The sequence below is a fragment of the Pacificispira sp. HM-600 genome, from assembly GCF_977993705.1.
Window position 1 is genome coordinate 2,053,593 of the sequence record NZ_OZ388079.1, and the last position, 14,644, is coordinate 2,068,236.

The 14,644-nt window shown below is 65.8% G+C and carries 12 protein-coding genes; 2 read left to right on the forward strand and 10 right to left on the reverse strand.

The features are described from left to right. Positions 1-16: 16 nt before the first annotated feature. The 3 genes from ACXZ1E_RS09705 to ACXZ1E_RS09715 all read right to left on the reverse strand — a co-directional run bounded on the left by ACXZ1E_RS09705 (position 17) and on the right by ACXZ1E_RS09715 (position 4,739). Positions 17-1,327 (reverse strand): UDP-glucose dehydrogenase family protein, encoded by a 1,311-nt coding sequence (locus ACXZ1E_RS09705; RefSeq protein WP_458040319.1) that lies wholly within the window; start codon positions 1,325-1,327, stop codon positions 17-19. Between the two features lie 22 nt (positions 1,328-1,349). After that, positions 1,350-2,912 (reverse strand): lipopolysaccharide biosynthesis protein, encoded by a 1,563-nt coding sequence (locus ACXZ1E_RS09710; RefSeq protein WP_458040320.1) that lies wholly within the window; start codon positions 2,910-2,912, stop codon positions 1,350-1,352. Positions 2,913-3,116: 204 nt separating this feature from the next. After that, positions 3,117-4,739 (reverse strand): sugar transferase, encoded by a 1,623-nt coding sequence (locus ACXZ1E_RS09715; protein ID WP_458040321.1) that lies wholly within the window; start codon positions 4,737-4,739, stop codon positions 3,117-3,119. Between the two features lie 315 nt (positions 4,740-5,054). Here ACXZ1E_RS09715 and ACXZ1E_RS09720 point away from each other — a divergent pair, with 315 nt between their 5' ends. Next, a complete protein-coding gene (locus ACXZ1E_RS09720; protein WP_458040322.1) occupies positions 5,055-6,788 on the forward strand; it encodes an amidohydrolase in 1,734 nt (577 codons plus the stop codon). Positions 6,789-6,804: 16 nt separating this feature from the next. After that, positions 6,805-7,965 (forward strand): class II glutamine amidotransferase, encoded by a 1,161-nt coding sequence (locus ACXZ1E_RS09725; RefSeq protein WP_458040323.1) that lies wholly within the window; start codon positions 6,805-6,807, stop codon positions 7,963-7,965. Positions 7,966-7,985: 20 nt separating this feature from the next. Here the strand turns inward: ACXZ1E_RS09725 and ACXZ1E_RS09730 are convergent, their stop codons facing one another. The 7 genes from ACXZ1E_RS09730 to urtB form a co-directional block, all read right to left on the reverse strand. After that, positions 7,986-8,576, reverse strand: coding sequence for a TetR/AcrR family transcriptional regulator (locus tag ACXZ1E_RS09730; protein ID WP_458040324.1), 591 nt, complete (start codon positions 8,574-8,576; stop codon positions 7,986-7,988). Further along, positions 8,573-9,172 (reverse strand): TetR/AcrR family transcriptional regulator, encoded by a 600-nt coding sequence (locus ACXZ1E_RS09735; RefSeq protein ID WP_458040325.1) that lies wholly within the window; start codon positions 9,170-9,172, stop codon positions 8,573-8,575. The genes ACXZ1E_RS09730 and ACXZ1E_RS09735 overlap by 4 nt, the downstream gene beginning before the upstream one ends. Then, on the reverse strand, positions 9,172-10,908 hold the full coding sequence (locus tag ACXZ1E_RS09740) for a purine-cytosine permease family protein (protein WP_458040326.1): 1,737 nt from the start codon (positions 10,906-10,908) through the stop codon (positions 9,172-9,174). The genes ACXZ1E_RS09735 and ACXZ1E_RS09740 overlap by 1 nt, the downstream gene beginning before the upstream one ends. Positions 10,909-11,065: 157 nt before the next feature. Then, positions 11,066-11,749, reverse strand: a complete 684-nt coding sequence (locus ACXZ1E_RS09745; protein ID WP_458040327.1) for an ATP-binding cassette domain-containing protein — start codon at positions 11,747-11,749, stop codon at positions 11,066-11,068. A 1-nt stretch (position 11,750) separates the two neighbouring features. Then, on the reverse strand, positions 11,751-12,584 hold the full coding sequence (urtD, locus tag ACXZ1E_RS09750) for an urea ABC transporter ATP-binding protein UrtD (RefSeq protein WP_458040328.1): 834 nt from the start codon (positions 12,582-12,584) through the stop codon (positions 11,751-11,753). Then, positions 12,581-13,723 (reverse strand): urea ABC transporter permease subunit UrtC, encoded by a 1,143-nt coding sequence (urtC, locus tag ACXZ1E_RS09755; RefSeq protein WP_458040329.1) that lies wholly within the window; start codon positions 13,721-13,723, stop codon positions 12,581-12,583. The genes urtD and urtC overlap by 4 nt, the downstream gene beginning before the upstream one ends. Continuing rightward, positions 13,720-14,604 (reverse strand): urea ABC transporter permease subunit UrtB, encoded by an 885-nt coding sequence (urtB, locus tag ACXZ1E_RS09760; RefSeq protein WP_458040330.1) that lies wholly within the window; start codon positions 14,602-14,604, stop codon positions 13,720-13,722. Before urtB ends, urtC begins: the two co-directional genes overlap by 4 nt. Positions 14,605-14,644 lie beyond the last annotated feature (40 nt).

Sequence of the window (14,644 nt, forward strand, 5' to 3'; positions counted from 1 at the left end):
TTTTGGGTGTCGGGCGCTATGGACGTCCGAGACCGTAGTAGGTCCATCCCGCCGCGCGCCATTCGCCTGGGTTGAGGCAATTGCGCCCATCGACGATGATTGTCCCGGCAGTCAGAGAAGCCGCGTGTTCCGGCGTCAGCTCGCGACGATATTCATCCCATTCCGTGACGACGACGACGACGTCCGCGTCCCGCAGAGCGTCGTCGCGGTCGTCAACGTAGTTGAGCTGCGGATGCTTGATTCGGGCGTTGGCCAGTGCCTCCGGATCGGTGACGGTGACGTGCGCACCAAGGCCGTGCAACCGAATCGCGACATCCAGCGCGGGAGAGTCGCGAATGTCGTCGCTATGGGGCTTAAACGCGGCTCCGAGGACTGTCACGTTCTTTCTGAATACGGAGCCACCGACCGACTCGATCACAAGTTGCACGGCCCGTTCTCGACGCCTCAGATTGATCTCGTCGACCGCCCGCAAGAATGTCACCGACTCGCCGCGTCCGAGTTCCTCGGCGCGTGCAGCGAAAGCACGGATGTCTTTAGGGAGGCAGCCGCCGCCGAAGCCGATTCCAGCTCCGAGGAATCGCCGGCCGATGCGCGCGTCGTGGCCGATCGCATCCGCCAGTTGCGTGACGTCAGCGCCGACCACTTCCGCTATCTCGGCCATCGCGTTGATGAAGCTGATCTTTGTCGCGAGGAACGCGTTCGCCGCGACTTTGACAAGTTCGGCGGTCGCCAGGTCGGTTACGAGGAACGGCGTCCCCTTCTCGACTGCCGGGTGATAAACCTCGCGCAGGACGTTGGCAGCGGACTCTCCCTCGGCTTCCGGGGGAACACCGACGACGATGCGGTCGGGGTCCACCGTGTCGCGAACGGCGAACCCTTCGCGAAGGAACTCCGGGTTCCACACGAGGGTTGCGCCTGCGGCCTTGACCTTCTTACCCATGTCAGCGGCGGTGCCGACCGGCACGGTCGACTTGCCCGCGACGATGTCGCCAGTGGTGAGATTGGGGATAAGTGCGTCGAAAGCGGCGTGCACGTAGGTCAGGTCTGCGGCGTAGCTGTCTCGCTGTTGTGGTGTGCCCACCGCGATGAAGTGGACCTTGGCGCCGCGAACCTTTGCGATGTCCGTTGTGAATCGCAGGCGACCCGTCGCGAGCCCTTCGGCCAGGATCTGCTGGAGGCCGGGTTCGAAGAAGGGCGCGTCGCCCCTCGAGAGTGCGGCGATCTTGTCTGTGTCGACATCAATCCCGATGACATCGTGGCCGGTCGACGCCATCGCTGCTGCATGGACGGCCCCGAGGTATCCACAACCGATTACTGAGAGACGCATGGCACTCCTTGCGTGCTGAAAACTAGAGGGAGGAACGTGACGTGTCGCGGAGGCTCTTGCGCGCTCCCCGGCCGAGCAGGTCAGTCACGCCAAGTCGGCGACGCCAGCGCCACAGCAACGCCGCGTACACCAGCGCAGCCGCCGCGAAGCACACGGCTCCAGTGATGATGCTGCCGTCGATGAGCTTAGCTACACCGGGAATAACGCCGAAAAGGAAGGCGGCTACGGCGGCCGCGAGGAGGGTGACGCGTCCGAACGGATGCACGCCCAGAGTCACGCGAACCTGGACGAGCGGGACGACGTTGGTGGCGAGGATGGCGGCAACCCATGCCACCGCTGCGCCGACGATTCCGATCTGGGGGATGAGCCAGATGTTAAGCCCGATGTTGAGTGACAGCGCTACCCAAGAATTGATCATCGTCAGGACGGAGCGACCTGCCATGAGCAGCACTGCGTCTACGACGCCGCACCCGGTGGCTACGAGCATGGCTGCGGCCAGGATCTGCAGCACTACCGCTCCCCCCTCGTACTGGTCGCCGAAAACGAGCATCAGGAGATCGGCGTGGATGAAAAAGGTGAGGTAGAACGGCCAGGTGGCGAGGATTATCCACGCGGTGGACGTTCGGTAGAGGCGCTGAAGTGCGCTGAAGTCGTTGCGCGCCGCAAGAGTGCTGAAACGGGGTTGCACCGCCATGCCGATGGCGTGGCCCGCCAGTTGTCCGAAGACAAGAAAACGAGTCGCTGCCGCATAAACGGCGGCCTCTGCCGGGCCCGCCCACAACGCGACCAAGATGATGTCGACCCGCTGAATCCCGGTCTGCGCGATCTGGCCGACGGCGCGCGGCGCGGTGAACCGCCAGAACTCAGCCATGATCGCCCGATTCGGGATCCAAGCCTTGCGCTTCGAGCGCGTCTCCCGGGGGTATTTGCGGAGGAGTTTCGCGAGCCAGGGCACGCCAATGACGACGACGGCCACAAATCCGACAATTCTCGTCCAGATCAGTTCGTCTCCGCCGGTCCATCCGGCCAGCGCGAGCAGCACGAGCGCCAGCAATTGGATAGTGGGACTCACGAACTTGTCGGCGACGACAGTCGGTCGCATGACCCCCATGCCCCGCGTTGCACCGAGAACACTATCCGCGGCGATGGCGATGAGAAGGCAGGAGGCCAGAACTGCGACGATTGTGCCGCGACCAACGATGTTGGATCCGAACAATAGCGTTCCGAACGGCGCATGGAAGACGAGAGCGACCACGCTGAGCACGATTCCGAGGGCGGCGACAGGTATGGCACCCGCGATCAGAATCTTTCGAAGACCGCCGACTTCACCCAAAGCGCGGTAGCGGGCCAGGAAGTAGACGTAGCCGACAGGGGTGCCCAGTTGGCAGAGGGCGACAGCTATGAGCAGAACGGACACCGCGGAAAAGTAGACACCGGCGTCTGCGATGGAGGAGATGCGGGTAACGAGCACCGTGATGGCGAAGGAAGCGAGGCCCGCATAGCCCGCGCCGACGAGGTTTGCGAGGCCGCCCCGTGCAACGCGACGCGTGCCCGCGGCGTCGTCTCGGGCGGACTCGGCGTTCACAGCCAGGGATTCCCCTTCGTCGGGACCACCGCCTGGACGGTATTCAACGTACCCATGCGTCCTACCCATCTCCGCGGTCTCCCAGTAGCTTCCCATGGTGGTGGACCTTGATGATCCCCGATTATCTGTGTCGAGACGGGCCCCCTGAGTCTCACGCCTGACGCCCGCCCTCGACTGAGTCCCGTAGATGGTGGGGCGAGAGAATCAGTAGGCGCCGCTCGGACTGATCATGACCTTCGCAGTTCGCCACATGATGCGCAGATCATCGGTCAATGACCAGTTCTCGACGTATCGCAGGTCAAGTTGCACGCTCTCCTCCCACGAGAGGTCACTGCGCCCGCTGATCTGCCAGAGTCCGGTGATGCCCGGGTTGATGTACAAGCGACGGTAGACAGTTCCGTCGTATGCGGTCACCTCGCTCGGCAAGGGCGGTCGAGGCCCGACGATGCTCATGTCACCCACGAAGACGTTCCAGAATTGCGGGAGTTCATCCAGTGAGAACTTTCGCAGAACGCGTCCGATACGGGTCGCGCGCGGATCGCTCTTCATCTTGAACAGAGGACCGGCGCCCTCGTTCGAGGCGACCAGAGACTCCCGCTGCCGCTCGGCATCCGTGCACATTGACCGAAACTTGACCATGTGGAACTCGCGTCCGTCTCGTCCTACACGAGACTGACGGAAGAACACTGGGCCACGTGAGTCCAGCTTGATCGCAATCGCGATGAGCGGCGCAATCACGCTGATCGTCACCATCGCCATGCTGGACAGCACAATGTCGAATGCGCGCTTGATCAGGTGCTGCCCGCCGCTGAAAGTGGGGATGCGCACTGAGATCAGAGGGAGGCCGTCTATCGGCCGCAATGAGATGCGGGGACCCGCAACATCGACGAGACGGCTGGAGAGAATCAGCTCGGATGCAGCACCTTCGAGCTGCCAGCTGAGGCGCCGGACGAAGTCCGGGTCATCAGTCGGTGTACTCGCGATGATGATCGAGTCGGCGCTGAGCTCGCGAGCGACCTGAGCAACGGTATTCACGGTGCCGCTTACGCGATAGGTCAGCCCATCCACGACAATGGTGTCCTCATGATCGCTCTCCACGAGAGTCGTCCCCACGATGATGTAGCCCCGGCTGCCATGACGTTGCAGTCGTGACACCACGTACTCAACATCCGCTGCGCTCCCGACGACGAGCGTGCGCGAGGCGAAGTGACCGAAAGCGCGCTGACGGAGCAGCCACTTGCGCCAACTCCACCGGCCGACGAGAAGTGCGAAAAGTCCCGTCGGCAAAGCGACGATGAGTTGCCAGCGCAGACCATCCCACTGGAAGATGATGAAAGCAATGGCCAGCATCCCGAATGCCAGCCCCGAGGCATGTGCGACCCGCTTATACTCCGTCGTCCCTGCGCCGATGATCTGCGGAGACCGCGTGAGGAAGCCGGCGAGCATCACCAGCCAAAGGAGTCCTGCCACGACGGGGACTCTGGTCAGGATCCACGGATCCTCGCCCAGCAGCCCCGGATGCAGCACCGTGAGCTGTCCCACAGCGGTGAGCGTTACAGCGGCAATGACGATCGCGCTGTCGGTCCAGCGAATTCGCCTGGCATACCGGCGTTCCCAGAGTTGCCGGTTTTCGAGACTCGGCTGCACTCGTGGTGCGACGACCGTTTGAGGTGCAGCATCGTGTGATGAGTATGCCGACGTGCGTTCGCGTGCCTCCCCCGGCGCGCTCCGTAGCACCTCTCGCGGTCGAACTGCGGCGATTGGCGCGTACGCCGAGAGTGGCGTTTTCGCCGACGCACGAACCCGAGCGTCATCGACGGCGGTCATCCCAGATCCGCGGTTGCCCGCGCGTACAGAAGTACGTCCCCAATTACCATGTTGTCCCCACAACTTTTCGGATCACAAAAAAGGATCCATCCACCCCAGTGCGTTCGGTCAACCCCAAATCGACCGTTCCCGGCTGCAAAGCCGCCAGCGCAAGGCCTACTTTACCCATAGACAAAGGTGAATAGGAAGCTTCGGTTCACCGATCGTTCACCGTGTCGCGAAACTGAGGACCAAACTGTCCTCCGGGTCCGCCGTGAGCCATGATGATCCTGCGGCGGTCCGAAAGGCTCGTTGGCTCACCCTGGAGGAGTCGAGATGACGGATTACGTACTCACGGCCGGTTCGGTCCTCACCATGGATCCGAAGAAGCCGCGCGCCGAAGCCGTCGCGGTCTCGGGCGAACGGATCGTCGCGGTCGGCTCGCTCGACGAATGCGAGGCGGCCCTGCCCGATGCCGAGGTCCGCGACTCGGGCGCCGCCGTCCTGATGCCCGGCTTCATCGACTCCCACTCGCACCCGGTGCTGAGCGGCATGGCCACGATGCCGCCCGGGTACTACATAGCGCCATGGGTTGCGCCGACCTGGGACGCGGTGCTCGAGATCTTTCAGCGGGCCATCGACGGGACGCCGGCGGGCACCGCACTGTCGTTCTTCGGATACGACGGGCTCCTGCAGAACCACGAAGCGCCGACCGCGGCATCCCTCGATGCCATCTTCGGCGACCGGCTCGTGCTCGTCTTCGGGAACTCGGGACACACGGCCTACGTGACCTCCGCTGTGCTGCGCGCCCTCGACTGGATCGACCACCCGCCCACAGACCCGCCCGGAGGCCGCTACGGGCGCCTCCCCGATGGCAGCCTGGATGGCTCGGCCACCGAGGTCCCGGCATGCCTGACCCTGGCGCATCCGGTGCTCGCCGCCCTGCCGGGCAAACCGTTGCAGGGCGCTGTCGAGTACTACGCCTACATGTCGCGCGCGGGCATCACCTCGACGTCCGAGCACACGTATCAGACGAGCCTCAAGCCCGCGTACGAGGCTCTCGCGGCTCTGCCGAGTTCGCCGCTGCGGGTCGCTTTGTACCACATGTCCACCGAGGCCGACTGTGGCGAACCCTTTGTTTCCGACGTGCCCGCGACGATGCTGCACAAGCGCGGAATCAAGCTCTGGGCGGATGGTTCGCCCTGGGTCGGCAACGTCGCGATGTCGGAGCCGTACCTCGACTCTCCATCGACCCGAGCGGCCGGAATCGCCCCGGGCGTCGCGGGCGAGAAGATGATGAACTACCCGCGCGAACGCCTCGACGCGCTGCTCGACGAGCACGCGCCCGAAGGTTGGCAGATGGCCTTCCACGTCAACGGCGACATCGGTCTCGACATCGTCCTCGACGCCTTCGGCCGCGCGCTCGACAAACACCAGCTGCTCGGCACCGATCATCGCTGGCGCGTCGAGCACGTCGGCGGGGCTCGCGGTGCGCAGTTCCGCCGGGCCGCGAGCCTCGGCGTCGTCGCGTCGATGGGCCCCTTCCAGTACTACTACTGGGGCGACCTGCTCGACGGCGAGCTGTTCTCGACCGAGACGGGCGCCGGCTGGCAGCGCTTCCGCGACGCATTCGACGCGGGCGTGCATCCGTCATTCCACAACGACGGCAGCGTCTCACCGCCGACGCCCCTGCTCAACGTGCAGACCGCGGTCACGCGGCGCACGAGCTCGGGGGCTGTGCACGGAGCGGATCAAGCCGCGACGTTGTGGGAGGCGCTCTGCGCGCAGACGATCAACGCCGCATACGCGCTCGGCACGGACGGTGACGTCGGATCGATCGAGCCCGGCAAGCTCGCCGACTTCGTCGAGCTCTCGGCTGACCCCTACGCCGTCGCGCCCGAGAGGATCGCTGAGATCCGCGTGCACGGCACCTGGCTCGGCGGGCAGCGGATCGACGTGACCGAGTTCGTCGAGGCATCCGGTCAGGTCGATCACGCATCATTCGAGAAGCTGCGCGCGATGGGGCCACCGGCCTGCTGCCACCACGCCGCGCACCCCGCGCACGTCTGAAGAAGAGGATCGCAGGATGTCCCGGATGCTGGCGCACGTCGCCGATCGCACGCTCACCCCGCGCGAGGCCTGGGGTGACGAGCTGTTCGAGTCCTTCGCCGACCTGGCGCGGCTGCACGCGGACGGGTGGGGGTCCGCGTGGATCGGTCCGTCCGGCGACCTCGCGGGAGAGGGAGGAGTCCAGCCCTTCGTCCCGTCGGATCTCGACGGAGCCGAGTCCAGCACCGCGCGGCTGCTGTACCTGCGTTTCGCAAGCAAGGGGTCGCCCGCCCTGCCCGAGAACACACAACCCTTCGTGCGAGATGGGCTCGCGTTCCAGCACAACGGGTTGCTCGCGCCTCGTGACCTTTCGCTGCACCTGCTGGCGCCCGCCGATGTTGCAGAGCTCGTTGGCACGACCGATAGCGAGGTCTACTTCGGAGTGGTCCGGCGGCACCTCCGCGCTGCAGGCCCGGCTGAGCCGGAGCGTCTTGCGGCGATCGCCGCGGCCGTGAACGAGGTGCGGGCCGTGTACCCCGACGCGTGCCTGAACGCCTTCCTGCTCGACGCGTCCGGTCTCTACGTGGTGCACTCGGCGGGCCGCGCGGCCACGCCCTCGGCTGCGTTTGCGGAGCGCGGCTTCACGCCCCGGGCCCTGCCGCCGGGGCACGGACCGGACTACAACGCGTTGCGCGTTGTGCGCGGGGCATCCGGAGCGTTCGTCGTCGCGACGACCGGGGTCGATCAAGCCGGCTGGGATGTCCTGCCGGCCGACACGGTCTCGAGGATCGATGCGGCGGGAATCCGATCTGTTCCGATCGATCCCGGCATCGCGGGAGCCGGGATACGCTCGGTCTCGATGACTCCCTCCGAGGCCGTGGACCCGACGCTTGGCGCCGTGGCGACGCTCGTGGTGCAGGTGGCGCTCAACAAGATCGACGCGCTGGGCGTGATCTCGTTGTCCGCCGACAGCCCGGTGCTCGCCGCGGGTTCCGCGCGGCCCCGCATCGAGCTCGACGGGGGAGCGTGGGCCGAGGTCGACATTCCGAAGTTCGGCGAGCCGCCGCCCCTCGCGATCGATGTGCGTTCGCCGCTCGGGCTCGACCACGCGCGGTTGTCGGCGCTCGGGCTCGCCGCCGCGTTGGAGCGCGAAGCGGGCTGGAGTGTCTACCCGGACTTTCCCGTCGCCGCGCGCTGAGCAACTGCCGGCGTGGAACGTCAGCCGACGCGACCGCGGATCGGGTCGAGTACGGCCTCCGCTGCCCACGCGGCGGCATCCGCGATGCCGCGCCGGTCCATCCCGAGTTCGCGGCGGAGCGTGACCCACGTCGCCGCGGAATCGATGTGCGAGAGCGCCGCGACGATGGATCGGCGGTCGGTGTCATCCAACGAGGGAACCTCGGCGCGGAGCAGTTGTTCGAGCCGTTCCCGGCGAGGGGTAGGGGCCGTCCCGTTCACTCCCCGCATCGTCGTCTCGGCCACGACGTGTGCCAGCTCGGGGCGCCGGTCGTACGCGTCCATGGCCTCGCGGATCGACAGGGGCGTATCGAAGACCGACGGAGAATCTTTACGGATGAAGATGCTCCGCTCGATCCACGCGGCGGTCGCGAGCAGCAAATCGACGCGGGTCGCGTAGTTGCGGAACACGGTCCGCTCGCCAACACCCGCGCGACGCGCGATGAGGCGAAACGAGACGTCGTCGGTGCCGAGCTCTTCTATCAGTTCGGCGTAAGCGGCGAGGATGGCTTCCTGTGTGCGGTTGAGATCCGCGGCCGAGGTGGTGTCTTCGTCACCATCGGCGGCATTCACGCGGAGCTCTTCGGGTCGGTCGTGACAGTGAGGCCGACCGCCCGGCTGCCCGGGGGCAGGCGTTCGAGGGTCACGGCCGCGGTGCGGTCGAAGACATCCGCGATATCGTGCGCGCTCATATCGAAACCGGTCCGCATGCGCGCCCAGAACTGCGCTGACGAAAAGTACCGGAGTGTCGCCGCGGCGCGTCTGAGGTCGCGGGTGTTCAGGGTCGGGTGGCTCGTTTGCAGCACGGCCTCAACAGTGCGGGTGAGGAAGGTCGGTTCCGACTCGCCCGTCGGCGAGATCGACGCCGCCCGGGCGCAGACGAACGCGAACGCCGGTGACGCATCGAACTGGGCGAAGCGATCGCGCACGGCCATCTGGAACTGCGGGATCGTGACGAATGCAGGCAGAGGAAATTCGTCCTCTTCTATCCACGCTGCCAGGCTCTCAAGCAGGTGCGACCGGGTCGGGAACTGCCGGTAGACGGTCCGCTCCGAAACTCCCACTGCGTCGCCGAGCGAGCGGTACGAGATGTCGTCGAACGGGTGCTCGCGGAGCATCGCCGCGGCGCTCGCCAGGATCGCGGTCGGTGTGTCCACCGTCTCCGCCATCACGGCCTTCTTTCCCTCTCGGCGTCTCGATTCGCCGCCGAACCCGTTGCGGCGGTCTCTGAGGGAGCGCTGCGCGGTGCTTTTCTTGATCTCGCTGGTGGCGGTTCTGGTGGAAGGACATACCTGTCCGAGTCGTCCAACGTGAGCGCCAGCGAAGAGACGTATTGTGTCTCGCCGTGGGGGCCGCGTTCCGCCGAGACCAGCATATCCGGGCGTTCGAACGTATAGCCCGTGACGTGGCAGCGAAGTCGTTCACCCGAGGGGTTGCCGTCGGCGTCGACCATCGGCGACGCGATGCCGTCGCTCTGTCTGCGGAGGTAGAACCGACCGCGCGTCGCGATCGCCATCGCCGGTGTCGTGATGAGAGCGACCCCGATCGCGATCAGGACTGAATACGGTCGGATGTCTGCGCCAAAGATGCCCGCGAACGCCGACAACGACAGCAGGGATGCGAGTCCCACCGAGACGAGTCCGACCGGGTTCCAGTCGTGCAGCATCCCGCGACGAAACTCCGGGTAGCGCGGTGAGATACGGAGCAGGTGTTTGTTGATCACGATGTCGGCGGCGATCGTCACGAGCCAGGCCATGACGACGTTCGCGTAGAGGCTCAGGACGAAGGAGATGAGGCTGAAGACATCCATCCACATCAGCGCCAGCGCGATCGCCAGATTGAAGAACATGAATACCGAGCGCCCCGGATACGTCTTCGTGAGGCGGGTGTAGACGTTCGACCAGGCGAGCGAGCCCGAGTAGGCGTTCGTGACGTTGATCTTGACTTGTGCGATCACGACCAGGATCAGGGCCAGGCCGATGGCGAGCCACTCGGGCATGATCGAGGAGTAGAGGCCGACGAACTGCCGGACGGGCTCGGTGGCGAGGTTGCCGAGGTCGGGGTCGATGCGCGTGAACAGGTACACCGCGAGGAACACTCCGACCACCTGCTTGATGCCGCTGAAGAGCACCCAGCCCGGCCCCGCGAATAACAGTGACGTCCACCACGTGCGGCTGTTGGCGCGCGTGCGCGGGGGCATCCACCGGATGACATCGATCTGCTCGGCCAGCTGCGGGGTGAGGGCGAAGCAGACGGCGGCGCTCGAAACGATGGCGCCGAAATGGATGTCTCCATCGGAGTTGCCGGTGAACGACACGAACGCGCGCACGGCATCGGGATCCGACACCAGTACCCAGAGCAGCGGGAGAAGCGCCAGGGCCAGCCAGAGCGGTGTCGTCCAGAACTGCAGGCGTTCGAGCGCTCGCATCCCATAGATGACGATGGGGATGACGACGACGGTCGAGATGAGGTACCCGATCGGGAGCGGGATACCCGTGGCCACCAGCAGCCCCTGCGCCATGATCGCGCCCTCGAGCGCGAAGAAGATGCACGTGAAGACGGCGAAGATCACGGTGGTGATCGACGATCCGTAGTAGCCGAACCCCGACCCGCGGGCGATCAGGTCGAGGTCGAGGTTGTAGCGGGCGGCGTAATACGCGATCGGAAGCCCGACGATGAAGATCGTGACCGACGCGAGCAGGATGCCGAGCACGGCGTTGTTGGTGCCGTGCTCGATGCCGATGCTGGCGCCGATCGAGAAGTCCGCGAGAAAGGCGATGGACCCGAGCGCCGTGATGCCGACGGCGCTCGCGCTCCAACGGCGGAACGAGCGCGGCACATAACGGAAGGCGTAGTCTTCGAGGCTGTCCTCGGCCGCCGCCCGTGCGTTGTCTGCCCTGGTCATCGTCGAAACTCCCTGCGCCGCACGCGTGCGCCCATTGTGGCCGCACCGTGTTACAACCGCATTGCGGCGCTCCCGATCGCCCATAGGCGGGGCGTTTCGTCTCGCCTGCGGCTCGCTCAACGACCAAGGTGCTGGGCCGCCGCATCCGTCTCCGACGCTAGATGGCCATGGCCGCGCGCACGCCCTGGGCGGCAGATGCTCCGCCCTCGCCCGTGCTCGACGCGAAACCGCTCGCGAGCACCAGATACTTGTCGGCGGCCTCGAGCGCGAAACCGATGTGCTGCTCGACAAGAAGGACAGACAGGCCCTCGCTGGCGAGTTGCATGATGGTGTGTTCGATTTCAGCCACGATCGTCGGCTGGATGCCCTCGGTGGGCTCGTCGAGGATCAGCATCTTCGGCTCGGTGATGAGCGCACGCGCGATCGCGAGCTGCTGGCGCTGACCGCCCGAGAGCAGGCCCGCCTTGCGGGTGGCGAACTTCTCGAGCGCGGGAAAGCGCGTGAGCTGCTGCTCGATCAGCGCTTTGCCGCCCTTGCGACCATCGGCCACGAGCTGCAGATTCTCCATCGTGGTGAGCTGTGCAAAGGCCTGTTGCCCCTGGGGCACGTACGCAAGGCCACGAGCGACGCGCTTATTGGGCGAGAGCTGTGTGATGTCTTCGCCGTTGAAAAGCACGCGGCCGCTTCGCGGCTTGATCAGCCCGATGGCCACCCTGAGCAGCGTCGACTTGCCCGCACCGTTGTGACCGAGCACGGCGACGACGTCGGCGCTCGGCAGCGTCACTCCGTGCAGGACGAGAGTGCGGCCGTAACCCGCCTGGATGTCGTTCATCTCGAGCATGTCAGGCACCTTCCTTCGGGGAGCCGGCATCCGACGTCGAGTGCACCGACTCGATCGTGGGGTCGGCCACCGCCATCATGCCGGTCGTGGTCGGGGCAGCCGCGGTGCCGAGGTAGACCTCCTGCACCTTCGGGTCGGCCTGCACCGTGGCGACCGTGCCCTCCGAGAGCACCTTTCCCTGGTGCAGCACCGTGACGCGCGAGGCGTAGCGGCGCATGAAGTCCATGTCGTGCTCGACGACGAGAACAATGCGGCGCTCGGCGATGCGTTGCAGCAGTCGGCCCGTGGCGGTGCGTTCGTCCTGACTCATGCCGGCGACGGGCTCGTCGAGCAGCAGGGCCCGCGGGTCCTGCACCAGCATCATCGCGATCTCCAACCACTGCTTCTGGCCGTGCGAGAGGATGCCGGCGGGCGTCTCGCGCTCTTTGCCGAGCCCCGTCTCTTCGAGCGCCTGCTCGATCGATGGCTCGATGCCGTGGCGCGCTCGCAGGAGTGACAGTGGAGAGCGGTGCAGGCCCGCGGCGATATCGAGATTCTGCAGCACCGTGAGTTGCTCGAACACGCTCGCGGTCTGGAAGGTTCGGCCGACACCGAGTCGCACGATCTTGTTGACGGGTCGGCCGAGGAGTTCCTGATCTCCCAGCTTGACGGACCCCGTTCCCTTCGACAGCCCGGTAATGGCGTCGATGCAGGTGGTCTTGCCGGCGCCGTTCGGGCCGATGAGAAAGCGGACTTCGCCCGGGTGGGCGTCGAACGAGACACCGCCGACCGCGACGAAACCGTCGAACTCGACGTGCAGATCGGTGACGATGAGCGAGCCATCCATTCCGGTCATTTCTTCACCTCGTCGAGTTCGGGTGCCGCCTCGGCGGGTGCGGTTTCGGCTGGCGCCGAGCGAGAGTGCCAGAGGGCGTCCTTTGCCTTCCCGAACAGGGACGACAGCCCCATGGGCAGGAAGAGGGTGACCAGGATGAAGACCAGCCCGAGGATGTAGACCCAGCCATCCGGCCAGCTGGATCCCAGGCTCGACTGCCCCCAGCCGATCGCCATCGCCCCGAGCGCCGGGCCGAAGAGCGAGGCGCGTCCCCCGAGCGCCACGCCCGCGATCATCAGGATGGACGCGGATGCCCCGATCTCGGCCGGTGTGATGATGCCGACGATGGGGACGAACATCGCCCCCGCGATGCTCGCCATCACCGCCGCGACCACGTAGGCGACGAGCTTGATGTTCGCGGGGTCGTACCCGAGAAAGCGCACGCGCTCTTCCGCATCCCGCGTCGCGATGAGCAACTCCCCGTAGCGACTGCGGTTCAGTTGCCACACCGCCAGCAGGCAGAGGATCAGGAGCGACGACGCGATCATGAAGACCATGAGCTTGTTCGCGTCATCGGTCAGGACGAATCCGAAGAAGAACTTGAAGTCGCTCAGCCCGGTATCCCCGCCGGTCTCGCGGATCGTCGAGCTGATGAGCACGGCCAGCGCCACGGCGAGGGCCTGACTCAGGATGGCGAAGTACGCACCCTTCACGCGACGCTTGAACAGCGCGTAGCCGAGGATCGAGGCCACGATCACCGGCAGCGCCACGATGGCGATCAGGGTGAAAACGGGGCTGCGGAACGGCTCCCAGAACGCAGGGAGTGCCGCCGCCGGGTCGTACAGGATCATGAAGATCGGCAGGCTGTCCGGCCCGGCGGACTCGAGCGTCAGCTGCATCGCCATGGCATACGCACCGAGACCGAAGAACACCCCCTGGCCGAGCACCAGCATGCCCCCGCGTCCCCACGCGAGACCGATTCCCACGGCCGCGATGGCCCAGCAGGCGTACTTGCCGAGGTTGTTGATCCAGTGCATCGACAGCACGGCCGGTGCGACGACGAGAAGGAGGATGGCGAAGACCCCGATGCCGATGAGGGGCAGCCATGGCTTGATCTTGGTCATGACGGTCTTGGTTTCCGTGGCGTTCGTCCCGCTCATGTCAGCCCCCTGGTGCGTACGGTGAACAGGCCCTGCGGGCGGAATTGCAGAAAGACGACGACGAGAACGAAGGCGAGAACCTGCGCCATGCTGCCGGTCGTCCAATCGGCGAAGTAGGCCAGGGCCACGCCGACGGCCCAGGCCGCGATCACGGTGCCCTTGATCTGGCCGACGCCGCCGGCGACGACCACGAGGAACGCCGGGATGATGTATTGCGTGCCCATCTGCGAGTTCGTGCCGCCGATGAGGGAGGCCGCGACGCCAGCGACGCCGGCCAGGCCCGAACCGACGAAGAAGGTGATGCGGTCGACGTTGCGCGTCGGAATACCGCTCGTCTCGGCCAGGTCGCGGTTCTGGACCGTGGCCCGAATCCGTCGGCCGAACGAGGAGTACTTCAGCCAGGCGGCGAGGCCAGCCAGGCACAGGGCCGCGAGCAGGATCGTGAAGACCTGGCGCATCGGCCATCCGTAGCCGAAGATGTCGATCTGACCGTCGAGCCAGCCGGGGCTCACGACGGGGACACCCTGCGCCGGGAAGACCTGCAGCGCAACCTGCTGCAGGATCAGGCTGACACCGACGGTGACGAGCAGGGTGTCGAGTGGTCGCCGATACATCCATTGAATGATGCCGATCTCAAGGAGGAGACCGAGGAGACCCGCGCCGAGGAATGCGAGCGGCAGGGCGACGAGGATCGAGATGTTGGTGGAGGCGACGACCAACTGCGTCACATAGGCGATGAAGGCGCCGGCCATGATGAATTCGCCGTGCGCCATGTTGATCACCCCCATCTGACCGAAGGTCAGGGTGAGCCCGAGCGCCGCGAGCAACAGCAGCGCACCCTGCGCGGAGCCGTTCAGAAGCGGGGGGAGGAGTGCATCCACGTGCTGTCCCTCTCTTCGAGGTTGGGGTACTAGAGGAGGA

What these genes read in the sequence shown, in the direction of transcription:
- ACXZ1E_RS09705 (WP_458040319.1), bottom strand. Translation starts at nt 1,327, where the DNA reads ATGCGTCTCTCAGTAATCGGTTGTGGATACCTCGGGGCCGTCCATGCA.
- ACXZ1E_RS09740 (WP_458040326.1), bottom strand. Translation starts at nt 10,908, where the DNA reads ATGACCAGGGCAGACAACGCACGGGCGGCGGCCGAGGACAGCCTCGAA.
- ACXZ1E_RS09720 (WP_458040322.1), top strand. Translation starts at nt 5,055, where the DNA reads ATGACGGATTACGTACTCACGGCCGGTTCGGTCCTCACCATGGATCCG.
- ACXZ1E_RS09715 (WP_458040321.1), bottom strand. Translation starts at nt 4,739, where the DNA reads ATGACCGCCGTCGATGACGCTCGGGTTCGTGCGTCGGCGAAAACGCCA.
- ACXZ1E_RS09735 (WP_458040325.1), bottom strand. Translation starts at nt 9,172, where the DNA reads ATGGCGGAGACGGTGGACACACCGACCGCGATCCTGGCGAGCGCCGCG.
- urtC (WP_458040329.1), bottom strand. Translation starts at nt 13,723, where the DNA reads ATGAGCGGGACGAACGCCACGGAAACCAAGACCGTCATGACCAAGATC.
- ACXZ1E_RS09725 (WP_458040323.1), top strand. Translation starts at nt 6,805, where the DNA reads ATGTCCCGGATGCTGGCGCACGTCGCCGATCGCACGCTCACCCCGCGC.
- urtD (WP_458040328.1), bottom strand. Translation starts at nt 12,584, where the DNA reads ATGACCGGAATGGATGGCTCGCTCATCGTCACCGATCTGCACGTCGAG.
- ACXZ1E_RS09745 (WP_458040327.1), bottom strand. Translation starts at nt 11,749, where the DNA reads ATGCTCGAGATGAACGACATCCAGGCGGGTTACGGCCGCACTCTCGTC.